This is a genomic window from Ruegeria sp. BB9, from assembly GCF_056539345.1.
In genome coordinates this window covers 625,524-645,695 of sequence record NZ_JBQFUU010000002.1, presented here as the reverse complement: position 1 = coordinate 645,695, position 20,172 = coordinate 625,524, and the positions used below count along the sequence as shown (strand labels likewise).

The 20,172-nt window shown below is 60.4% G+C and carries 23 protein-coding genes; 10 read left to right on the top strand and 13 right to left on the bottom strand.

Annotated features, from left to right (window positions below):
* The first annotated feature begins 13 nt into the window (after window positions 1–13).
* The 7 genes from ACR0FC_RS10610 to ACR0FC_RS10580 all read left to right on the top strand — a co-directional run bounded on the left by ACR0FC_RS10610 (window position 14) and on the right by ACR0FC_RS10580 (window position 6,291).
* Window positions 14–1,180 (top strand): D-alanyl-D-alanine carboxypeptidase family protein, encoded by a 1,167-nt coding sequence (locus ACR0FC_RS10610; protein ID WP_170340443.1) that lies wholly within the window; start codon window positions 14–16, stop codon window positions 1,178–1,180.
* Window positions 1,177–1,803, top strand: a complete 627-nt coding sequence (gene tmk / locus ACR0FC_RS10605) for a dTMP kinase (protein ID WP_170340441.1) — start codon at window positions 1,177–1,179, stop codon at window positions 1,801–1,803. The genes ACR0FC_RS10610 and tmk overlap by 4 nt, the downstream gene beginning before the upstream one ends.
* A 7-nt stretch (window positions 1,804–1,810) precedes the next feature.
* Window positions 1,811–2,932 (top strand): DNA polymerase III subunit delta', encoded by a 1,122-nt coding sequence (locus ACR0FC_RS10600; protein ID WP_170340438.1) that lies wholly within the window; start codon window positions 1,811–1,813, stop codon window positions 2,930–2,932.
* Window positions 2,929–3,744: a TatD family hydrolase gene (locus tag ACR0FC_RS10595; RefSeq protein WP_170340436.1), complete on the top strand. Its 816-nt coding sequence runs from the start codon at window positions 2,929–2,931 to the stop codon at window positions 3,742–3,744. Before ACR0FC_RS10600 ends, ACR0FC_RS10595 begins: the two co-directional genes overlap by 4 nt.
* On the top strand, window positions 3,741–4,538 hold the full coding sequence (locus ACR0FC_RS10590) for an MBL fold metallo-hydrolase (RefSeq protein WP_170340435.1): 798 nt from the start codon (window positions 3,741–3,743) through the stop codon (window positions 4,536–4,538). The genes ACR0FC_RS10595 and ACR0FC_RS10590 overlap by 4 nt, the downstream gene beginning before the upstream one ends.
* Before the next feature lie 61 nt (window positions 4,539–4,599).
* Window positions 4,600–5,532 carry an AEC family transporter gene (locus ACR0FC_RS10585; RefSeq protein ID WP_170340433.1) on the top strand — a complete coding sequence of 311 codons (933 nt, stop codon included), beginning with the start codon at window positions 4,600–4,602 and terminating at the stop codon, window positions 5,530–5,532.
* Between the two features lie 63 nt (window positions 5,533–5,595).
* Window positions 5,596–6,291, top strand: a complete 696-nt coding sequence (locus ACR0FC_RS10580; RefSeq protein ID WP_170340432.1) for a CbiX/SirB N-terminal domain-containing protein — start codon at window positions 5,596–5,598, stop codon at window positions 6,289–6,291.
* A gap of 29 nt (window positions 6,292–6,320) precedes the next feature.
* Here the strand turns inward: ACR0FC_RS10580 and ACR0FC_RS10575 are convergent, their stop codons facing one another.
* The 5 genes from ACR0FC_RS10575 to ACR0FC_RS10555 all read right to left on the bottom strand — a co-directional run bounded on the left by ACR0FC_RS10575 (window position 6,321) and on the right by ACR0FC_RS10555 (window position 10,725).
* A complete protein-coding gene (locus ACR0FC_RS10575) occupies window positions 6,321–7,313 on the bottom strand; it encodes a GGDEF domain-containing protein (protein ID WP_170340430.1) in 993 nt (330 codons plus the stop codon).
* Window positions 7,313–7,897 carry a heme NO-binding domain-containing protein gene (locus tag ACR0FC_RS10570; RefSeq protein WP_170340428.1) on the bottom strand — a complete coding sequence of 195 codons (585 nt, stop codon included), beginning with the start codon at window positions 7,895–7,897 and terminating at the stop codon, window positions 7,313–7,315. The genes ACR0FC_RS10575 and ACR0FC_RS10570 overlap by 1 nt, the downstream gene beginning before the upstream one ends.
* Window positions 7,898–8,042: 145 nt before the next feature.
* Complete coding sequence (locus tag ACR0FC_RS10565; protein ID WP_170340426.1) at window positions 8,043–9,602, bottom strand: trimethylamine methyltransferase family protein; 1,560 nt, start codon at window positions 9,600–9,602, stop codon at window positions 8,043–8,045.
* A 119-nt stretch (window positions 9,603–9,721) separates the two neighbouring features.
* Window positions 9,722–10,414 (bottom strand): HAD family hydrolase, encoded by a 693-nt coding sequence (locus tag ACR0FC_RS10560; protein ID WP_170340425.1) that lies wholly within the window; start codon window positions 10,412–10,414, stop codon window positions 9,722–9,724.
* Window positions 10,415–10,440: 26 nt separating this feature from the next.
* Entirely contained in the window at window positions 10,441–10,725 is a 285-nt protein-coding gene (locus ACR0FC_RS10555) for a DUF3572 domain-containing protein (protein WP_093964931.1), read from the bottom strand.
* 88 nt (window positions 10,726–10,813) lie between these two features.
* Here ACR0FC_RS10555 and ACR0FC_RS10550 point away from each other — a divergent pair, with 88 nt between their 5' ends.
* Window positions 10,814–12,214, top strand: a complete 1,401-nt coding sequence (locus tag ACR0FC_RS10550; RefSeq protein WP_170340423.1) for a diguanylate cyclase — start codon at window positions 10,814–10,816, stop codon at window positions 12,212–12,214.
* 5 nt (window positions 12,215–12,219) lie between these two features.
* Here ACR0FC_RS10550 and ACR0FC_RS10545 read toward each other — a convergent pair whose 3' ends face one another.
* From ACR0FC_RS10545 to ACR0FC_RS10530, 4 genes are read right to left on the bottom strand one after another with little or no spacing between them, the layout of a single operon-like run.
* Window positions 12,220–12,690 carry a periplasmic heavy metal sensor gene (locus ACR0FC_RS10545; RefSeq protein ID WP_170340417.1) on the bottom strand — a complete coding sequence of 157 codons (471 nt, stop codon included), beginning with the start codon at window positions 12,688–12,690 and terminating at the stop codon, window positions 12,220–12,222.
* Entirely contained in the window at window positions 12,687–13,040 is a 354-nt protein-coding gene (locus ACR0FC_RS10540; RefSeq protein WP_254429904.1) for a hypothetical protein, read from the bottom strand. Before ACR0FC_RS10540 ends, ACR0FC_RS10545 begins: the two co-directional genes overlap by 4 nt.
* Window positions 13,033–13,647: an RNA polymerase sigma factor gene (locus ACR0FC_RS10535; protein ID WP_093964927.1), complete on the bottom strand. Its 615-nt coding sequence runs from the start codon at window positions 13,645–13,647 to the stop codon at window positions 13,033–13,035. Before ACR0FC_RS10535 ends, ACR0FC_RS10540 begins: the two co-directional genes overlap by 8 nt.
* A 6-nt stretch (window positions 13,648–13,653) precedes the next feature.
* A complete protein-coding gene (locus ACR0FC_RS10530; protein ID WP_170340413.1) occupies window positions 13,654–14,121 on the bottom strand; it encodes an EF-hand domain-containing protein in 468 nt (155 codons plus the stop codon).
* A gap of 218 nt (window positions 14,122–14,339) precedes the next feature.
* Here ACR0FC_RS10530 and ACR0FC_RS10525 point away from each other — a divergent pair, with 218 nt between their 5' ends.
* Together ACR0FC_RS10525 and ACR0FC_RS10520 are read left to right on the top strand one after the other, a co-directional pair.
* Entirely contained in the window at window positions 14,340–14,738 is a 399-nt protein-coding gene (locus ACR0FC_RS10525; protein ID WP_093964925.1) for a DUF983 domain-containing protein, read from the top strand.
* 24 nt (window positions 14,739–14,762) lie between these two features.
* Window positions 14,763–15,464 (top strand): NUDIX hydrolase, encoded by a 702-nt coding sequence (locus tag ACR0FC_RS10520; RefSeq protein WP_170340412.1) that lies wholly within the window; start codon window positions 14,763–14,765, stop codon window positions 15,462–15,464.
* A gap of 6 nt (window positions 15,465–15,470) precedes the next feature.
* Here ACR0FC_RS10520 and ACR0FC_RS10515 read toward each other — a convergent pair whose 3' ends face one another.
* Genes ACR0FC_RS10515 through nuoN form a run of 4 tightly spaced genes read right to left on the bottom strand, consistent with a single transcriptional unit; the run spans window position 15,471 to window position 20,172 of the window.
* Window positions 15,471–17,138 (bottom strand): ribonuclease J, encoded by a 1,668-nt coding sequence (locus ACR0FC_RS10515; RefSeq protein WP_170340410.1) that lies wholly within the window; start codon window positions 17,136–17,138, stop codon window positions 15,471–15,473.
* Window positions 17,135–17,914 (bottom strand): type III pantothenate kinase, encoded by a 780-nt coding sequence (locus ACR0FC_RS10510; protein WP_093964922.1) that lies wholly within the window; start codon window positions 17,912–17,914, stop codon window positions 17,135–17,137. Before ACR0FC_RS10510 ends, ACR0FC_RS10515 begins: the two co-directional genes overlap by 4 nt.
* Window positions 17,915–17,925: 11 nt before the next feature.
* Entirely contained in the window at window positions 17,926–18,675 is a 750-nt protein-coding gene (locus ACR0FC_RS10505; RefSeq protein ID WP_170340409.1) for a biotin--[acetyl-CoA-carboxylase] ligase, read from the bottom strand.
* Window positions 18,676–18,729: 54 nt separating this feature from the next.
* Entirely contained in the window at window positions 18,730–20,172 is a 1,443-nt protein-coding gene (nuoN, locus tag ACR0FC_RS10500; RefSeq protein ID WP_093964920.1) for an NADH-quinone oxidoreductase subunit NuoN, read from the bottom strand.

Here is a 20,172-nt window from a genome sequence, read left to right as displayed (position 1 = left end):
ACAGGAGGGTCCAATGCTGACCTCATTCAAATCGGCTGTTCTGGCCGCGGGCCTTGCCCTGCTGGCCCTGCCGGTTCACGCCTTCGACACGTCCGCGCGCGCGGCCTACGTGATCGATCAGACGACAGGCACTGTGCTATTGTCGAAGAATGCCGATGAGCCGCTCCCACCGGCATCGATGTCCAAGCTGATGACGCTCTACGTGGCATTCGAAGCCCTGCGCGACGGTCGACTGACGCTGGATGAAACGCTTCCGGTCTCGGAACATGCCATGAGCTATGGCGGCTCGACCATGTTCCTGAACACGCAGGACCGGGTCCGGGTCGAGGACCTTCTGCGGGGCATCATCGTCCTGTCCGGCAATGACGCCTGTGTCGTGATCGCCGAAGCGCTTAGCCCGGACGGTACCGAGGCCGGCTTTGCGCGCTACATGACCCAACGCGCCAGGCAGATGGGCATGAACCACTCGAACTTCACCAACTCGAACGGCTGGCCTGCTGCAGGTCACATGATGTCGGTTCATGATCTGGCCGTGCTGGCCGACAGGCTGATCACCGATTTTCCCGAATACTATCCGCTGTTTGCCGAGGAAACCTTCGAATTTGACGGCCGCGCCCCGTCGAATGTGAACAACCGCAACCCGTTGCTGAAACTGGATATCGGTGCCGATGGCCTGAAGACCGGCCACACGCAAGAGGCGGGCTATGGCCTTGTCGGATCGGCCAAGCAAGGCGATCGCCGGGTGGTCTTCGTTCTTTCCGGGCTCGACAGCATCTCTCGCCGGGCAGAGGAGGCTGAGGCCGTGGTTAACTGGTCGTTTCGAAATTTTGTCGAGAGGACAGTTGCCAACGCCGAGACGCCGATAGCACAGGCCAAAGTGTGGATGGGCGCGCAAAAGACGGTTGGGCTTGTGCCCGACGGTGACCTCACCCTTCTGTTCCCCGTTCTGGGCGATCAGAACGTCCAGGCCGAAGTCGTGTATCAAGGCCCGATCAACGCTCCGATCGCCAAGGGCCAGCAACTGGCCGAACTTGTGATCCAGCCCGAAGGTTTGCCGGAAATCCGGCGCCCTCTGGTCGCGGCCGAGGATGTGGCGATGGGCGGGTTCCTGGTGCGGCTGATGACCGTGGGCGGCATCGTCCTGAAAGACATGATCAACACCCCGCTGGAGTCGATGTGAGCCCGCGCGGTCTGTTCCTGACATTCGAGGGGATCGACGGTTCGGGCAAGTCCACGCAGGCCCGCAGGCTGGCAGAAAGCCTCGAGGTGGCCGGACATGACGTTGTTCTGACGCGTGAGCCGGGCGGTTCGCCCGGGGCCGAGGAGATTCGCCGTCTGGTCCTCGAAGGCGACCCCGACAGGTGGTCGGCGGAAACCGAAATTCTTCTGTTCACGGCCGCACGGCGCGATCATTTGGAGCGCACGATCGAACCTGCCTTGAATGCGGGAAAGATCGTGATTTGCGACAGGTTCGCCGACAGCACCCGAATGTATCAGGGCCTGTCGCGCGGAGATCTGCGCGCGTTGGTGGACCAACTCCACGGCCTGATGATCGGCCGCGAGCCCGATCTGACCTTGCTGATCGATATGGATCCGGAAATCGGGCTATCCCGCGCCAAAGGCCGGCAAGGCACCGAAGAACGGTTCGAGGATTTTGGCCCGGCCCTTCAAAAACGCATGCGCTCGGGTTTCCTTGCGCTGGCGGACGAGTTCAAGGACCGGTTCCGTGTGATCGATGGCAATCGCGACGTGGACAGCGTGGCCGTGGATGTGAGAGAAACCGTCCTGAAGGTTCTGCGGTAATTCACGAATGAGCGACGACACACCCACACCGGACCAGGCGCCCGGCGCGCTTCACCCGCGCGAGACACGCAGGCTGTTTGGACAGGATGCGGCCGAGCAAGCCTTCCTGACCGCCTTTGCGTCTGACCGGCTGCATCACGCGTGGCTTCTGACCGGCCCTCGTGGCGTGGGCAAAGCGACCCTGGCATGGCGCATCGCGCGGTTTCTGCTGGCCACGCCGCCGCAACAGGATGACGGGCTGTGCGGCGCGCCCGAGGCTCCGACGACACTCGACATCGCGCCGGACCACCCGGTTGCAGCGCGGATGCTGGCGGGGGCCGAACCCGGTCTGGCCGCGATCACCAGATCCCTGAATGATCAGGGCCGCCTGCGTAACGAAATCGTTGTCGATGACATCCGAAAATTGGGGCGCTTCTTCGGCCTCAGTTCAGCGGACGGCGGGCGCCGCGTGGTTATCGTGGATGCGGCGGACGAAATGAATGTCAGCGCCGCAAACGCGTTGTTGAAAATGCTCGAAGAGCCCCCTGCCCGCACGACACTGCTGCTGGTTTCGCATCAGCCGTCACGGCTGTTGCCGACGATCCGCTCGCGGTGCCGTACCCTGCGCCTGTCACCGCTGTCGCCGGAGGACATGAAATCGGCGCTGGCACAGACCGGGGCCGAATTGCCTCCGCAATCCGATCACCTCGCGGCATTGGCCGCCGGTTCCGTAGGCGACGCGGTACGGCTGATCAATCTGGGCGGGATGGAGATCTATGCCGAGCTGATCCAGATACTTGGCACCCTGCCCCGCCTCGACCGCCAGCGCGCGCTGGCTTTGGCCGAAGCGGCCGCGCAGCGCGGAGCAGCCGAGCGCTATGACCTGCTTTTGAATCTGATTGACATCGCCCTTTCTCGCCTTGCTCTGACAGGTGCGACCGGCGCGCCTCCGCAGCCCGAAGCTGCGCCAAACGAAGCCGAAGTTCTGTTGCGCCTGTCATCCTCGCGCCCACAAGCCTTGGGCTGGGCCGAGGCCGCATCCATCATCACGGCCCGTGCGCGGCACGGGAAGGCGGTGAACCTTGACCCTGTCGCCGTCGTCCTAGATACGGTGTTCAAGATTCAGGAAACCGCCGGTCCGAGCAGATGAGCGACACGCCCCAACCTCCCGCAATCACTGACAGCCATTGCCATCTGGATTTCCCGGATTTCGAGGGCCAGTTGGACGCAATTATCGCTCGTGCGGTCGAAGCGGGCGTGACACGCATGGTGACGATCTGCACACGTCTGCGCAATGAGCCGACCGTGCGCGCGATCGCCGAAACACATGCCCCGGTATTCTACGCTGCGGGCACCCATCCCATGAGCGCGTCCGAAGAGCCACTGGCGAGCGTCGACGAACTCGTCGCATTGTCCCGACATCCGAAATTTGTCGGCATCGGCGAAACCGGGCTGGACTATCACTACACCGCCGACAGCGCCGAAATACAAAAACGCTCGTTGAGGTTTCACATTCAGGCCGCCCAAAGTACAGGCCTGCCGCTGATCATTCACGCCCGTGCAGCCGACGAGGACATGGCGGCGATCCTGCAGGACGAGTTTCGGAACGCACCTTACTCCTGTGTGATGCATTGCTTCTCGTCTTCGGCCGAACTGGCACGGGCAGCGTTGGATTTGGGGTTCTACCTCTCCATGTCCGGCATCGCGGCCTTTCCAAAAAGCCAAGAGCTGAGGGATATCTTTGCGGCAGCGCCTGTCGATCGAATTCTGATAGAGACCGACGCACCATACCTGGCCCCGCCGCCGCACCGGGGCAAGCGGAACGAGCCCGGCTATACCGCTTTCACCGCCCGGGTCGGCGCCGAACTGTTTGGCATGGACTACCCGGATTTCGCCGCGCAGACCCAAGCGAATTTTGATCGACTGTTTGCGAAGGCGGCCGCCTACCCGGTTGCCGCATGAGCATGCTGCGGTTCACGATCCTGGGCTGTGGCTCCTCTGGCGGTGTCCCCCGGTTGGGTGGGCATTGGGGAGATTGTGACCCGCAAAATCCGCGCAATATCCGCCGCCGGTGCTCGATGCTGGTTGAACGGGACGGGCCGGACGGCACGACCTCGGTTCTGATCGACACGACCCCGGACATGCGCAGCCAACTGCTGGACACCAGAACCGGACGCCTCGACGCCGTTGTCTACACACACTCGCATGCCGATCATGTCCACGGCATCGACGACCTGCGCATGATCGTTTTCAACATGCGCGCGCGGGTGCCCGTTTGGGCGGATGGCGACACGCAAAACGCATTGCTGGGGCGGTTCGGCTACGCGTTCATTCAACCCGAAGGCTCACCCTATCCACCGATCCTCGACCTGAAGACAATTGACGGTCCGTTCGAGATAGACGGTCCGGGAGGATCAATCCCGTTTCGCCCGTTCAAGGTGAACCACGGATCGATCGATGCGCTTGGTTTTCGTATGAACAACCTGGCCTATCTGCCTGATGTTGCGGAAATCTACGATGATGCCTGGCCCGAGCTTCAGGGATTGGACTGCCTCGTGATTGACGCGCTGCGCCGGAACCCGCATCCGACCCATGCCCACCTGGAAAAGACCCTTGGCTGGATCGAACAGCTAAAGCCGGCTCGGGCGGTTCTGACCAATATGCACATCGATCTGGACTATGCAGCCGTCGATGCCGAGACCCCGGACTATGTCGAGCCTGCCTATGACGGCTTGGTGATCCGGCAACCATTGTAGGACATCGGATTGCACGCGCTTCCCCCAGCTCTGACCGAACTGCCTGGATTGAGGTCGTGACATGTTGCAAAGCCTGATCGACGTCATCCTTCCGGTTTTTCTTGTGATTGGGGCCGGCTATGTCTCGACGCTGACGGGTTACTTCAAAGAAGTGCATATCGACGGGCTGATGAAGTTCACGCAGGGGTTCGCAATCCCCTGCCTGCTGTTTCTGGCCATCGCCCATCTGGACCTGAGCGCCAGCTTTGACCCGCGCCTTCTGGGCAGTTTCTATACCGCCGCAGCTCTGTGTTTCCTTGCGGGGGCTTTCGGCGCTCGCCTGATATTCAAGCGCGAATGGGAAGATTGCGTCGCGATCGGGTTCTGCTGCCTGTTTTCGAACTCGGTCCTGCTGGGCCTGCCAATCACCGAACGCGCCTATGGTCCCGACAACCTGACCGGAAACTATGCGATCATCGCGTTCCACTCGCCGTTCTGCTACTGCGTCGGTATTACCGTGATGGAGGTCATCCGCAACCGAGGCAATGGCGGTATGCGCATGGCCCGGTCGGTGCTTTCGGCAATGTTCAAGAACGCGCTGATCCTGGGTATTGCTCTGGGCTTCATCGTCAATCTCACGGGTGTCGGTATTCCGGCTGTGGCAGACGAGGCCCTGAGCCTGGTGACCCGCGCAGCATTGCCCGGTGCCCTATTCGCCCTGGGCGGAGTTCTGGTCAAATACAAGCCCGAAGGTGACCTGCGGACAATCGGCTATGTTTGCTGCGTTTCACTTGTTCTGCATCCAAGCCTGGTTTGGTTGTTCGGTACAGCGACCGCCCTGCCGCAAGATCTTTTCCGCTCGGGCGTTCTGAACGCGGCGATGGCGCCCGGTTTCAACGCCTACATTTTCGCCAATATGTACGGCCGGGCCAAACGAGTTGCCGCCTCTTCGGTATTGATCGGCACAGGCGTGTCCATTCTTACGGTATGGATGTGGTTGACGTTACTCGGGTAAAGACGAATTGACTTTGCGTGAGGGCGCCACACCTATCCCGAAACAGAATAAGGAAGCCCAAGCATGCCGACTGCTGTCATCGTAGCGCATGGCCAACCCTCCGACCCAGACCCGGCCGAGGCATCCCTGGCCAGACTGGCCACTCGGATCGATCAACTGACGGATAGAGTCACAGTCAGATCGGCGACCCTCGCCGCGCCAGGCGCGTTGGAAAAAGTCCTTGATGACATTCCGGACGGCAGCGCGATTTATCCGTTGTTCATGGCGAAAGGGTGGTTTGTGACTTCTGCGCTTCCCAAACGCCTTGAAGGGCGTGCAGTACGGCAACTCGACCCGCTGGGCGTCGATCCACAGCTACCCAACCTGGTGGCGCACGCCCTGCAACCTTTGATCGACGAGCAAGGTTGGAGCACCACGTCGACGGATCTGCTGATTGCCGCACACGGCTCAGGCCGCAGCCGCAACCCGGCAGCCGTCACCCACGAATTCGCTGACCGTTTGGCCGGGTTGATATCACTGAAATCAATCCGCTGCGGATTTGTCGAAGAAGCCCCATCGATCAGTGACGCTGCGAAAATGACCGGGGACCATGCGATCTGCCTGCCGTTCTTTGCCTGCACCGGGGGCCACGTGTTGGATGATATTCCCGCCGAGCTGGGGAAGGCCGCATTTCGCGGCCCGGTGCTGCCTGTGGTCGGCGAGTTGGATGAAATCCAGTCGCATGTCGCGCGGACATTGGACGGGGCTTTCGCTGATTAGCCAAGCAGCCAGCCTATCGACGCACCGGGCTAATCCGGTGCCGGCGCCTCTTCGGAATAGAAGCGATGGCAAGACCGACCGTTTCGCTTGGCCTCGTACAGGGCCAAATCCGCCGCGTGCAGAATCTCAGCCGGTTTTGGGGACAGAAACTGTGACGTTAGGGCGGTCCCGATGCTCGCCGAAATCGCGCAGGTCTCGCCCTCGAAAACCATTGGTTTCTGAAGTCGGCTAATCAGGCGATTGGCGATCCGTTCAAGTTGAGCCCTGCTCGACAGGCTTTTGAATATCAGAACAAATTCATCGCCGCCGATCCGGGCGACCGTATCGTCGCTGCGGGTTTCTTCCAGCATGATCCGGGCGGCCCGGGACAGGACATAGTCGCCCGCGGCATGTCCCAATTCGTCGTTCACGGCTTTGAAGAAATCCAGATCCAGATGCATTAACGCAAAAGTGGATTTCGTTGAAACCAAATGCTCGAGGATATGGTCCATCGCGCGCCGGTTCTTGAGGCCGGTCAGAGTATCCGTATAGGCCTGTTCCTCGGCCGCAAGCATTGCCCCCTGAAGCCGCAGGTTCAACGACCTCGAAGCCTCCATCGCCGCAGACTTGGCCTCGACCAGGTACAGCAATTCAATTGCGAGGTCGGTTCCTGAGAAATCCGCACTTGTCAGTGCATAGTCCCGTACGGCGTCCAGGATCGAGATCCCGAAGGACAGGTTGATAACCGCACCTGCATCGTCAGGCAGCGGTGCCACCAACCCCTTCAATGCTGTGCGCGGTTCATCGTGAAGCTTGAGATGAAGCTTGGTACCTGCCGTCGCCATCAATGCCGGCAGAGTCGTTACGGTTCTGGGCCTTACCAGTTCAAAAATATCCAGAAAACCGCTGCCAACCATTGGCTGGTCCGGGCGCAGTTTTTGCAGTGTCGGCCCGACCTGAAGGATACGCCCATCCTTATCCACCAGGGTGAACATCGGGCACAACGTCTCCAACATCCTGCCCAGTTGATCCAGATCCATCATCAGTTCCGCGCCCCCAGATCAAAGTGACGGCCCTCGGCAAAGGCGCTTTCGACCAGAACCATCGAGATGACGTCCACCCCGCCTTGGTGCCCGGCATGCGTTAGAATCACGAGTGCGCCATAGTCGTCCGCCATTGCTCGTAAAATCCCGATCATGACATTGGCATAGCCATCCAGCCCGGGATGGCAGTGCAGTTCGAATTCGGTGGGCGAGCGCTCCTGCAGTTCCAGGGAAGGCAACTCAAGGTCAGAGACCGCCAGTTTGACCCGATCGGCCAGATCATCCAAAGACTGCAGAAACTCGACATAGGTGACGCCGCCAAAGCGCAGAAGGCGCCGCAACCCTTCCATGTTGGGGTGTGAGACCAGATAGGTTCCGAGATCCTCCAGGAACTCGTCCCGCGAACGGTTCAGTTGATCGCAGACCACGTCCAGCAGGCGATATGACTTTTCCCGGTCGTATACGAGCATCGCTTCGAACTCGGCGAACCCAAGTTCAGCGGCCTCGGTCGCCCGAAGCCAGCGCTCACGCCCATACGTCGCGCATACAAACGATTGAACTGCCTTGTTGATCAATCCGTGCATGAATGCCCTCAAAAAGGTTTCATGCCCGATCCCACCTCAAAGATCTTAACAAAGGCCAAATGCGGAAGTTCAAGATGGGGAAAATTAACCAAAATCTCAGACTGAGACATCCTGCCGTTCCAGCTGCCTGCCCGGTGGGGCGCTATCAGAAATCGGTCGGCGCGCCCCCTTCGGCTTTGCGCCGTGCGACGAAGTCAGCCAGTTCCTCTCGGATGGCTTCATCCATCGGCGGAGCCTCAAAACTGTTGATGATCTCCTTGAACATCAGATGCGCCCGTTCGGCTGTCCAGATCCCACCCGCGACTTCCCAGCCCTCGTAGTTTTTCCAATCGCTCAGGAAGGGTTGATAGAACGCGGTGGTATAGCGATCCTGGGTGTGTTGGATGCCAAAGAAGTGCCCATCGTTCCCGACCGCGCGGATGGCTTCCAGTGCGATTTCGTCTGGGCCTGTGGCGCAGATCTCAGGCTGCATATACCTTTGAATTTGCTGCAATATCTCGCAGTCCATGATGAACTTCTCCGGACTCGCGATCAGACCGCCCTCCAGCCATCCGGCTGCGTGATAGACCATATTGGTCCCCGACTGCACCGCCGCCCAGAGTGAATTCGACGTCTCCCAGACGGCCTGGCCGTCCGGCACATTGGCCGCGCAGACACCGGACGAGCGCAAGGGCAGCCCATAGAACCGCGCCATCTGGCCGGTCATCTGGGTCGACCGGATGTATTCAGGCGTGCCAAACGCGGGCGCACCGGACTTCATGTCGACATTCGAGGTGAATGTCCCGATGACACAGGGGATGCCGGGCCGGACGTACTGGAACAAGGCAATCGCACACAGCGCCTCGGCCAGCGACTGCGCAACTGCCCCAGACATCGTAACCGGGGCCATCGCCCCCGCCAACGTGAAAGGCGTGACGACGATCGCCTGCCCCCGCCGGGCCAGACGCAGGCACCCGTCGATCATCGGGTGGTCGTGTTTCAGAGGCGAGGTCGAGTTGATGTTGGTGTACATGCGCGGTGACGCCTCGAATTCCTCGTGGCTGAGACCGCCTGCGATGCGCACCATTTCCATGACATCCTCGACGCGCTCTTTGCCCAGCGAATAGGCATGCATCGCCTTGTCCGTCAGCGTCAGCTTGTCATATAGGACATCCAGGTGCCGGACGCTGGCGTGCAGGTCAACCGGCTCGACCGGGTAGCCCCCGGCAAAATGGATGCAGTTGAAATACTGCGTCAGCTTCAACAGGTTCCGGCACATTTCACGGTTGCCGGGTACCTTCTTGCCGATCTCCATGTCCCAGTAGTTCGGCGGTGACGAGACATTTCCGAACAACATCGTCTTGCCGCCGATCTCGATCGTGTGGTTCGGGTTGCGCGGCGTGATTGTAAAGGTCGAAGGCGCCTTGGCGACCATTTCCATGACGAAGTCACGGCCCATGCGCACGTTGTCGCCATTGATGATACATCCAGCTTCACGCAGGATCTCCAAGGCTTCTTGGTTGTAGAACTCGATGCCGATTTCCTCGAGAATACGCATGGCACCGTCATGAATGGCTTCGACGCCCTCCGGGCCCAACGGTTCGGTTGGCCGGTCGATGTTGATCGGCGGATTCCAAGGCATCTGGTCGATGACTGCCGCACCTCGGCGCGCTGCAGCGCCTGCGCGTCCACCACCCCTGCGCTTGCGAGTATTCGTGTCGGCCATCTGTTCCTCCGGCGTTTGTTACTCTCAAACAAGACCCGAAGTCCGGCCTCTGGCCGCTCTGTCTGCGACAGCCAAGGTCGGTTTCAACTCATGAACCGCCGATTTTCAGGCAAGGCGCTTTAACGAAGGTTCAGCCAGCCGGGGATGTGGCTGATATCGGGAAGAACGACATCTGCCATCGGTGCAAGATCCTCAACCCTGGCCAGTCCGGTCAGAACACCGATCGTGGTCATGCCGGCGGCGCGACCGGCCTCCAGATCGTGCAGACTGTCGCCGACCATGGCGATCCGCTCCGGTGCGACGCCAACATGTTGGGCAAAAGCCAACAACTGGCCGGGCCCAGGCTTGAACCCGTGGCCACTGTCATACCCCGCAATGAAATCGAAATAGGTCTCGATTCCGACCGAGGCCAGGTGCCGTTTCGCCGGCATCTCGCCGTCATTGGTCGCAACACCCAGCTTCTTGCCGGCGTCTTTCAAGGATTGCAGAAACGGTTCAAGCGCAACGGCCTCGACCTGAGGCGCATGGGCAGAAGCCGCATTCAAGGTCTGAACCAGATCCTCGCGGGACCAGCCGTCAAGGTCTGGGAACAAGGCGCCTGCGACCTCGTCGACGGTGCCAGCGATCACGATACTGTCCTCGGAATAGGTCTCTGTCGCGAAGTCAAAGCCAATGCTCTTTCCAAGCACGGACGCACGCGCATTGTCGCCCTCGCTCAGACGCAGCAGCACCGCCTTGCCGAACGCCCCCCACGTGGCGGCGAAATCAAACAGGGTTCCGTCCTTGTCAAAAACCAGCGCATCAATCGACATGCATTCTTGCTCCTGCGCGGACCCGTTCAGGTCCAATGAACATCCGCGCCGCCTGACAGGACGCTTCGGGCCTGGGCCGGTTGATCGTAGGGGACAGCGTTTGCGTCACAAAAGGCCAACACCCACGAATCGTCAAGCATCAGAAATTCCAGCACCGAAGCAAGAAACTCGGGCTCTGTGGCGCGGTCCCTCAGGTCATCCGTCGACGCGCCGGTCGAACCAAGGAAAACAGGCAACAATTCATCGTTCCCAACAAGCCACCCAAGCGCTTTCAAGGCCAGAGTTTCGGCGAATTCGGCAGAGATCGGCATGATCAGGCCCCGGTTCGAAGATTTGGAAAGGGTTTGTTAACCAGACTCATAAACACTTTGGCAAGGCATGCAATCTACGGTGAAAACAATGTCCGTGCAGGGAACCATCCTTGTCCTCGACGGGGTCTCGACCAATCGCATCATGCTGAAGGTGCAACTGACGGCGGCGTGGTATCATGTCGTGCAGGGCGAGAAGCTGGCTGGTCTTGGGGCGTTGCTGCGGCGGACCCGGCCGGATCTGGTGCTGACGGCCCAGACACTGCCAGACGGAGACGCGGGCGACGTCAAAAGACTGATGCTGTCCGTTCCGGCCCTGCAGGATGTCCCTGTGGTCGCGATTGCGCCTCAGAACGATCGGACCGCCCGGCTGCGGAACCTGTCCGAGGGGCTGGATGACGTTCTGGCCTATCCGTTCAAAGATACGCTGTTGCTGGCGCGTGTGCGAAGCCTGCTGCGCGCCCGTGCGGAAACTCAGGATCTGAAGAACAGTGGCAACCCTCAATCCGTGGGATTTGCCGAAGCCCCCGCAGCAATGATCACGCCCGCGCGGCATGGTCAGATCGCCGTCTTGGCCCACACCGCACGTACTCGCACGCTGTGGCACAAGGCCCTGAACGGACGAACGCAGCATTCGGTGTGCAGCCATACCCTGCCCAACCTTAGCGGCGTCTTGTCTGGCACCATACCTGACGCGATAGTTGTCGAACTGAACAGCGATCCATCCGGCCTGAACATGTTGGCCGACCTCAAATCCCGCACCGGCACCCGGCGGACCGCTCTGATCGGAATCATTCCCGATGACAACGCCACTCTTGCCGCCGAGGCCTTGGATCGTGGCGCCGATGCAATTTGCCTCGGAGGGTTCTGCCCTGACGAAGTATCGCTTCGGGTCGAGGCGTTGATTGCACGCAAGGCGCATGACGAGCAAATGCGCGACTCGTTGCGCCGTGGAATTGAGGAATCGTGGATCGACACGCTGACCGGCCTGAACAACCGTCGTTTCGCACAGACCGCGATGGACCAATTGCTGCACAGCTCGGTGCACAAACAGCGGGGTTTCGCGATCATGCTGGCCGACCTGGACCATTTTAAATCCATCAATGACCGTTACGGCCACAGTGCCGGTGACAGGGTTTTGGTCGAGGCCGGAAAACGGATGAAACGTGCTTTCGGACCTGACGGTTTCCTCGCCCGCATCGGAGGAGAGGAATTCCTGTTCGGACTGCCAAACGCGACCCGCGAAAAGGCGCTCAGGAAGGCGGCCGATATCTGCAGCGGCGTCAGCAGCGTACCGATCGTCCTGCCGGACATTCCTGCCCGGCTTCCGGTGACGGTCAGCATCGGGCTGAAGGTGTGCGAGCCACCCTTCTCCCCAATTCCGGACGGCTCACTGTCGGCCGAAAGCCTGATCAAATGCGCGGACAAGGCGCTTTATGCGGCAAAGCAGGCCGGCCGGAACCAGGTGTGGATGAAACAGAACGCGGCCTAAGCGAGTCAGTCCTTGCGTTTCTTGGGATCCGGGCGCCGCTTCAACACGTCTTCCAGGCGGTCGGCATAAGCTTTTCGTTCTTTGTCGGACATGGCCGAAACCCGAGCCAGCCACTGCTCTTGCAGAGCCGCCTGGATTTCGTCATTCGCCCGGGCTTGTTCTTCCAGCAGGTTCTGGACTTCATCGCGGTCGAACGGAATGGCCCGCAGCGCCTTGCCAAGCGCCTTGAAATCACGAGACCTTTTCTCGGCCCCGCGCCGATGCTTGTCGGCCAGATCGCCTCTCAACGCCTTGCGTTCCGGATCAGGAAGAGCGCGGTACAGGGCAGGTCCAAATCCGGGAGGAACATCGTCCCGCACACCATGAAACCGCAGCGCAGTCCCGATGATCACCCCGGCGACCAGCAGGTTCAGACCAAGGGATACCACCAGCAGCACAGGCACCCAGCGCCGTGGGGGTTTGACGTCTTCATTCATTCCGCTTCCTCCAGAAACGCGGCCTCGAGACCGAGATTGGCGACCATGTAGGATGCATCCTGGGTCATTATGTAATTTGCCGGGTCCGGCAGAAAGGACGGCGCGGCAAAGCCGACCCATGCGCCAACCACGCTGGCCGCCGCAAGCCCACTGAGCGCCTGCCAGCCCCCGAGACCGGCAACGAGATTGCCCAGAAACCCTTGTGACTTGGGTTTCGCTGTTTTTGTCGCCGCAAGCCGGATGGCCTCGGCATCCGTCAGGATACGAACCGCCAAATCGTCGGGCAGATCAACATGTGCCTGCCGTGCCTCGGCAAACAAGAGATCCAGTTCTGTATCTTGGTCAGACATGGTCATACCCCAACTCTTCCTGACGGCCTGACAGTATGGCCGTCAACGACCGCTTTCCGCGGGCAACAAGACTTTCTACCGCTTCTACGGAAATCCTCATGATTCCCGCGATTTCCGGATTGGACAACTCCTCGATATGCCTGAGAATGACAGCTTCGCGCTGCCGTTCGGGCAATTGTGCCAAGGCCGCTTGCAACGCATCCACGCGGGCGTTTTGCTGCATTCGGTCCACGACACTGGGCTGGTCGTCCTCAGGCTCTGGCACATCGTCCAATGTGCCTGCCGTTTTCTTCCGCCGCAGATCGACACACAGGTTCAAGACCACGCGGTACAACCAGGTCGAGATCTTGGCCTGCCCCGGAACCCAGTCCGCCGCCACTTTCCACAGCCGAAGCATCGCTTCCTGGGTTACGTCTTCGGCCTCTGCCCTGTTGTTCAACATGCGCAGAGCAACCGAATAGCACCGCGGCCCCAACCGATCGGTCAACAGGCGTGCTGCCTGGGCGTCGCCTTCGGCAAACCGCTTCAGCAACACGTCGTCGCTGCAGGCATCCGCGGCGACCGTGTCGCCGCGGACAGTATGCGCAGAGGACGGCACGTCCTTCATCCTGCGTCAGTTGTTGTCTGGGTCCGGGCGGCCACCCTTCTTGTGGTGCCGACCCATTCCATCCCGTGCATTGGCGAACTCCTGCTCGGACAGCGAACCGTTTCCATCCGCATCAAGGCGGTCAAACATCTTGTCAGCCCGGCGCGGTTTCGGCAACTCGTCCGCAGTCAGAAAGCCGTCTTTGTCGGCATCATGACGCTCGAACATGTCGGAAACGCGGTCGTTTGCCTTCTTCTGGGCCTCGGCCTGCATTTCTTCGACGCTGATCTTTCCGTCACCGTCGGTATCGGCCGAGGTGAACTTCTGCAGGCGATGGGCCTCCATCTCGGCCTTGGTCACCTGGCCGTCACCGTTCGCATCCAGCTCCTGAAAGCTGACCGGTTCACGGTCGCGAGGTCCTTTGGCCAGCGCAGCCGTCCCGGTGACGGCAACTGCAGACAGAATGATGGCCGAGATAAATTTTGCGCTCTTCATTGCTCGTTTCCTTTGTTGTCGCGGCCCTGTGCCGCTGCTTACATTCATTCAAACGCGGACCGGCAAAGTTTCCGTCGCCGTCCGCAAATTTTTTTCCGGCATTGAAACCTGCATTTCCGGTCAATATTTTTGAGAGGGTCGGTGCAAAGCGACGCACCCCCCTTTTCTGCGGGATGAAACAAGCGCAATATCTCCGAAATCCGAGCGCGAGTATCAAGATGACAGATCAAACCATCGACACCCTCCCTCAGGAGGAACGCCCCACGTGGCCCGCCATCGTGAAAGGGTTCCGGTGCAAATGCCCCAACTGCGGCAAAGGCAAGCTGTTGCATAGCTACCTGAAGGTGAATGATACCTGCGCAAACTGCGGTCAGGAATTGTTTCACCACAGGGCAGATGACGGGCCGGCCTACTTGACCATTTTGCTGGTCGGACATCTTCTGGCTCCGGCGCTGCATGTCACTTACGTCGGCCTGCGCCCGTCTCCGTGGGCCATGGCAATCGGCTTTTCGATCGCGTGCGTTGCGCTGTCGCTGTTCCTTCTGCCCAGGCTCAAAGGAGCGGTCGTCGGCTTTCAATGGGCCCGGAAGATGCACGGGTTCGACGACAGCAAGTGACCCGTCAATGCAGCTGAGCTTCTCATGACCGTGGACAAATCCGCAATTCGCGACGCCGCGACGATCATTGTTTTGCGCGACCGTTTTCGAACCCCGTCGATCCTGATGGGCCAACGTGGTGCCGCGGCGGCCTTCATGCCGAACAAGTTCGTGTTTCCGGGGGGTGCCGTGGATGCCGAGGACGCGCAAGTTCCGCTGGCCACTCCGGTACCCGAGATTTGCCGGCAACGGCTGAGCGATCAGGCCCCTGCCGGGTTGCATGTGCCACTGGCGGCGGCGGCAATTCGCGAGTTGTGGGAGGAGACCGGCCTTATCCTCGGTGCCCGGGATACCTGGCCGGGTCCGGTTCCACATGCCTGGACCGGCTTCGCGGAAAGAGGCTACATTCCGTCGGCTGAAGCGCTGCAGTTCGTGTTCCGCGCGGTTACCCCGCCCGGACGCCCACGACGGTTCGACGCCCGGTTTTTTCTTTTGGACGCAGATGCCATCGACGGTGATCTGGACGACTTCAGCCAGGCTTCGGATGAGCTGTCACATCTACAGTGGATTCCGTTGGAACAGGCGCGGGAGTTCGACTTGCCGTTCATCACCGAGGTTGTTCTGTCGGAAGTCGAGGCGCGCGTATCAGATACAACGCCCCCCGACTCTGTGCCGTTCTTTCTGAACAACGAAGAAGCCAGCCTGTTCCAGCGCCTCAAGGGCCACCCGATGCCCGAAGCAGACTGAGCCACCTTATTTCATTCGGCTTACCACAACTGTGACTTCGGGCTTTTTGCCGATTTCGATCTGCGAACTTTGGCGAACGATGCGACGCATGGCTTCTTCCAGCTTGTCATCGTCCCGCAGCGTTTTGACATCAGCCCGCATCAGGAACTGGTTCAGGTCCTCTTCCAGCACCTCGATCAATCCGGCCCGCGACACGCCGGTTTCCGGCAGGCCCATGGTATCGCACCAAGGCTCGCCCAGTGGCTCGTCGTCTTCGTCCAGGATGACAGTTACGGTCACGTGCCCGTTCAGAGCCATGCGGATACGGTCCCGCACCACACCGTCCAGCGCGCCAATCTTGACGGATCCGTCCAGGTAGGTCCGGCCGGTCTCGACATAATCCACGACCTCGGGCGCGTTCCCGGACAGATCCAGCATCGTTCCATTGACCGCCAGAACTCCGGCACGCCCCCCGGCCTCGGCCAGCTTGGCGTGTTCCCGCAGATGCCTGTGTTCACCGTGCATTGGAACGACGATCTGAGGATCGACCAAGGCATGCATCTGCTCGAGATCGGGGCGGTTGGCGTGGCCGGAAACGTGATACAAGCCAGCGCTGTCATCGACCACGTCGACGCCTTTTTCGCTCAGTTGGTTCATGATGCGGATCACACCGCGTTCATTCCCCGGAATGGTCTTCGAGGAGAACAGGAACAGGTCGCCATCTTTCAGCTCGATCCCCCGGTACTTGCCACGCGCCAGCTGCGCGCTGGCCGCGCGGCGCTCACCCTGGCTGCCGGTGACGATCAGCATCAGGTTCTGGCGGGGCAGATCCAAGGCTTCCTCAGCGCTGATCACGCGGGGAAAATCAGACAGGATACCGGTTTCGGTCGCAGCCTCGATCATGCGGCGCATGGCCCGGCCCAACAGAACCACCGACCGACCCGCCCGCTGCCCGGCCTCGGCCAGCGTTTTGACCCGCGCGACATTCGACGCAAAGGTCGTTGCAACCACCATACCGGTCGCGTCTTCGACCAATTGAGTGATGGCCGGCCCGACCTCCGACTCCGAACGGCCGGGATGCGAGGAAAACACGTTGGTGCTGTCACAAACCAACGCCTTGACCCCGGGCTTGGCCACTTCGGCCCAAAGATCGGGATCAAACGGTTCGCCCACAACCGGATTGGTGTCCAGTTTGAAATCACCGGTATGCACGACACGGCCGGCCGGTGTATCGATCACCAGCGCCGCGCTCTCGGGGATCGAATGCGAAACGGGCAGGAACCCGACCGTAAACGGACCTGCCTTGATCTGCTCGGGCCAGGCGGACACGGTGCGCACGGCTTCGGGCGGATGTCCGACATCTTCCATTTTGCGGCGGGCGATATTTGCGGTGAAAGCACGCGCGTAGACCGGCGCGCCAAGGGCCTCTTGACAATGGGCCACGGCGCCGACGTGATCCTCGTGCGCATGGGTGACGAAGATCGCCTCAAGCCGATCCGCACGTTCCTTCAACCACGAAATGTCGGCGTAGATCAGATCGACGCCCGGCGTTGTATCCATGTCGGGAAAGGTCACGCCCAGATCGACCAGGATCAGACGTTCCTGACCGGGTTTGCCATAGCCGTAGACATAGGCGTTCATACCGATTTCGCCCGCGCCGCCGAGCGGCAAGTAGATCAGTCTTTCGCTGCTCATGCCGAGCCAGTATCCTTATTGTAGCGATGGATCACGGTAAGCCCGTGCATCGTCAGATCGTCTTCAATTGCATCAAAGCCCACATCCGCCTGATCGAACAGCGGTGCAAGACCGCCCGTCCCTATGACCTTCATGGGCATTCCGTATTCCGCCTTGATCCTGTCGATCAAACCTTCGATGAGGCCGGAATACCCCCAATACACACCTGACTGGATACATCCAACCGTGTTTGTGCCGATGACTTTCTCGGGACGCGTCACGTCGATATGCGGCAGAGCTGCAGCGCCCTGGTGCAAGGCCTCGAGACTGAGGTTCACGCCGGGGGCGATCACTCCTCCGACATAGGCGCCATCAGCGGCGACCACATCGAAATTCGTGGCGGTCCCGAAATCCACCACCACGACATTCCCGCCGTGCCGATCAAAGGCACCGGCCGCATTCGCCAGACGGTCCGGACCGGGAATCGTCCCTTCATCAACGCGCGGCGCTACCGGCAACTCGCAATCGGGCTTGCCCACCACCAACGGCCGGCATCCAAAGAACCGGTCGGCAAAGACGCGCAGGTTGAACACCACCCGCGGCACCGTCGAGGCAATGATGACGTCGGTGATGTCAGCCTCGATCCCGTAATGTTTCACCAGGGTCGAGTACCAGGTGAAATAGGCATCGGCCGTGCGGGCATGGTGGGTTGAGGTGCGCAGCGTGCACAGGAATTTCTCGCCATCCCAGATCGAGAAAACGGTGTTCGTGTTGCCGCAGTCAATGGCCAGAAGCATATGCGCCCCTTTCAGAAATAAACGTCTGCCGCCGGAATGCTGACGCGGCCCTTGGCGGTGTTTAGGACAAGGTTGCCGCCCGCGTCCACCGTTTCAAAGGTCCCGACGGTTTCCGAAGCACCTGTGCGCGCGGTAATCACCTCGCCCAGCTTCGCAGCCCGGGCCAACCACGCTTTGCGGATCGGTTCAAACCCGTAGGTAACAAACTGCAGTTCGAGCTTTGCGTAGGCATCGGCGAGTTCAGTCAGAAAATCCTCGGCGGACACCTGAGCCCCGGTTTCCGACAACAACGAAACGGGCCGCAGAGCTCCCTGCTCAACTGTCTCAGGATCAGGCGCGTCTGCGAGGTTCACCCCGATGCCGATCGCAAGGTGGGATACGTCGCGCCCCTGCCCCGTGCTTTCCAACAGGATGCCGGCCAGTTTCCCGCCGTTCAACAACACGTCATTCGGCCATTTCAATGCGAACCCCTGTGCGCGACCGGTGACCGAAACACAGGCATCAAAAAGCGCCAGCGCGGCAACAAAGCTGCGAAGGGCTGCCTGCTCTGGATTGCCCTCGGGCCGCAGCAACAAGGTTGCTGCCAGGTTGCCCTGGGGGTTGGACCACGCCCGGCCGCGCCTGCCACGCGCGGCGGTTTGATGATGCGCCATGATCCAGACCGGACCTGTTGCAGTGGGTGCGATCCGCGCGGCCTCATTCAGGGTGCTGTCAACTTCCTGCAGGATATGCAGACCGTATCCTTGGGGCCAGGTGCTCATGCCAAAAAGGCCCGGCCTGATGGCCGAGCCCCTTTCCAGATTTTGTTGAAACGGTCAGTTGACAAGCGTCGTCGCCGCGGCTGCCGCTGCGCCCTCGATCCCGAACTGGTAGACCACACCGATCAACATCAATGCGGCCGACCCCATCAGAGCAACCCACAATACCGGGGTCGAGCGGGTTTCGATCGGATCTTCGTTTTCGTCGCCGAAATACATGTAGAAGACGATCCGCAGGTAGTAGAAGGCACCGATCACCGAGGCGATTGCCGATGCAATAACCAACCCAATCAGGTCAGCTTGCACACCGGCCTGCCAGACGCCGAACTTGGCGAAGAACCCCAGCATTGGCGGTACGCCGGCAAGGCTGAACATCAGGATCAGCACGGCCAGCGCCTTGCCCGGGTCCCGCTTGGAATACTGGCGCAGGGCGTCGATGTCTGTCACCGGCTTGCCGTCGCGCTCCATCATCAGGATGAAGGCGAAGGTGCCGATATTCATGGTCACATAGATCGCCAGATACATCAGCATCGCTTTGACACCCAATTCGGTGCCCGCGGCCAGACCGATCAGCGCGTACCCCATATGTGCAATTGACGAATAGGCCATCAGCCGTTTGATGTCGCGCTGCCCGATGGCAGCCACGGCCCCCAGCAACATCGACAGGACCGAAAGCAGCACGATCACCTGCTGCCAGTCCGCGATGGCACCGCCGAACGCATCATGCAGAACGCGCGCGAACAAGGCCATCGCTGCAACTTTGGGTGCGGTTGCAAAGAAAGCCGTCACCGGAGTGGGCGAGCCCTCGTAAACGTCCGGTGTCCACATGTGGAACGGAACCGCCGAAATCTTGAATGCCAAACCCGAGATCAGCAGAACAAGGCCAAACAGAAGCCCAACCGAGACATCGCCGTGATGCACCGTGTTGATGATGCCCGAGAACAGCGTCGTACCGGTGAACCCATAGACCAGAGATGCGCCGAACAGCAGCAATCCCGAACTGAGCGCACCCAAAACGAAATACTTCAGCCCCGCCTCGGTCGATTTGGCGCTGTCACGGCGCAGGGCCGCCACGACATACAGAGACAGCGACTGCAGCTCGAGACCCATATAGAGCGACATCAAATCGCCGGCGCTGACCATCATCATCATGCCGACCGCTGCCAAAGCCACCAGCAACGGATACTCGAAACGCAGCAGGTTCCGGCGCGCCATGTACTCCTGGCTCATAACCAGAACCGCGGCGGCCGATAGCAGAATCGCGACCTTTGCAAATCGGGCGAACCCGTCGTCGATGAACATGCCGTTGAAGGCCACGTTGGTCCCCGAGCCGTTCGACGCGATCCAGAACGACAGCGCCGCCATCAGTCCGGCCGTCGTCCAGACCAGAACCGGAGCCAGCGCATCCTTGCTGGTGTAGACAGCTCCGATCAGCGCCGCCATCGCATAGATCGCCAGAATGATTTCCGGCAGAATTACAGTGAGATCAGCCTGGATCAT

What these genes read in the sequence shown, in the direction of transcription:
- ACR0FC_RS10610 (WP_170340443.1), top strand. Translation starts at nt 14, where the DNA reads ATGCTGACCTCATTCAAATCGGCTGTTCTGGCCGCGGGCCTTGCCCTG.
- ACR0FC_RS10600 (WP_170340438.1), top strand. Translation starts at nt 1,811, where the DNA reads ATGAGCGACGACACACCCACACCGGACCAGGCGCCCGGCGCGCTTCAC.
- ACR0FC_RS10595 (WP_170340436.1), top strand. Translation starts at nt 2,929, where the DNA reads ATGAGCGACACGCCCCAACCTCCCGCAATCACTGACAGCCATTGCCAT.
- ACR0FC_RS10590 (WP_170340435.1), top strand. Translation starts at nt 3,741, where the DNA reads ATGAGCATGCTGCGGTTCACGATCCTGGGCTGTGGCTCCTCTGGCGGT.
- ACR0FC_RS10585 (WP_170340433.1), top strand. Translation starts at nt 4,600, where the DNA reads ATGTTGCAAAGCCTGATCGACGTCATCCTTCCGGTTTTTCTTGTGATT.
- ACR0FC_RS10580 (WP_170340432.1), top strand. Translation starts at nt 5,596, where the DNA reads ATGCCGACTGCTGTCATCGTAGCGCATGGCCAACCCTCCGACCCAGAC.
- ACR0FC_RS10575 (WP_170340430.1), bottom strand. Translation starts at nt 7,313, where the DNA reads ATGATGGATCTGGATCAACTGGGCAGGATGTTGGAGACGTTGTGCCCG.
- ACR0FC_RS10570 (WP_170340428.1), bottom strand. Translation starts at nt 7,897, where the DNA reads ATGCACGGATTGATCAACAAGGCAGTTCAATCGTTTGTATGCGCGACG.
- ACR0FC_RS10565 (WP_170340426.1), bottom strand. Translation starts at nt 9,602, where the DNA reads ATGGCCGACACGAATACTCGCAAGCGCAGGGGTGGTGGACGCGCAGGC.
- ACR0FC_RS10560 (WP_170340425.1), bottom strand. Translation starts at nt 10,414, where the DNA reads ATGTCGATTGATGCGCTGGTTTTTGACAAGGACGGAACCCTGTTTGAT.
- ACR0FC_RS10555 (WP_093964931.1), bottom strand. Translation starts at nt 10,725, where the DNA reads ATGCCGATCTCTGCCGAATTCGCCGAAACTCTGGCCTTGAAAGCGCTT.
- ACR0FC_RS10550 (WP_170340423.1), top strand. Translation starts at nt 10,814, where the DNA reads ATGTCCGTGCAGGGAACCATCCTTGTCCTCGACGGGGTCTCGACCAAT.
- ACR0FC_RS10545 (WP_170340417.1), bottom strand. Translation starts at nt 12,690, where the DNA reads ATGAATGAAGACGTCAAACCCCCACGGCGCTGGGTGCCTGTGCTGCTG.
- ACR0FC_RS10540 (WP_254429904.1), bottom strand. Translation starts at nt 13,040, where the DNA reads ATGTCTGACCAAGATACAGAACTGGATCTCTTGTTTGCCGAGGCACGG.
- ACR0FC_RS10535 (WP_093964927.1), bottom strand. Translation starts at nt 13,647, where the DNA reads ATGAAGGACGTGCCGTCCTCTGCGCATACTGTCCGCGGCGACACGGTC.
- ACR0FC_RS10530 (WP_170340413.1), bottom strand. Translation starts at nt 14,121, where the DNA reads ATGAAGAGCGCAAAATTTATCTCGGCCATCATTCTGTCTGCAGTTGCC.
- ACR0FC_RS10525 (WP_093964925.1), top strand. Translation starts at nt 14,340, where the DNA reads ATGACAGATCAAACCATCGACACCCTCCCTCAGGAGGAACGCCCCACG.
- ACR0FC_RS10520 (WP_170340412.1), top strand. Translation starts at nt 14,763, where the DNA reads ATGACCGTGGACAAATCCGCAATTCGCGACGCCGCGACGATCATTGTT.
- ACR0FC_RS10515 (WP_170340410.1), bottom strand. Translation starts at nt 17,138, where the DNA reads ATGAGCAGCGAAAGACTGATCTACTTGCCGCTCGGCGGCGCGGGCGAA.
- ACR0FC_RS10510 (WP_093964922.1), bottom strand. Translation starts at nt 17,914, where the DNA reads ATGCTTCTGGCCATTGACTGCGGCAACACGAACACCGTTTTCTCGATC.
- ACR0FC_RS10505 (WP_170340409.1), bottom strand. Translation starts at nt 18,675, where the DNA reads ATGAGCACCTGGCCCCAAGGATACGGTCTGCATATCCTGCAGGAAGTT.
- nuoN (WP_093964920.1), bottom strand. Translation starts at nt 20,172, where the DNA reads ATGATCCAGGCTGATCTCACTGTAATTCTGCCGGAAATCATTCTGGCG.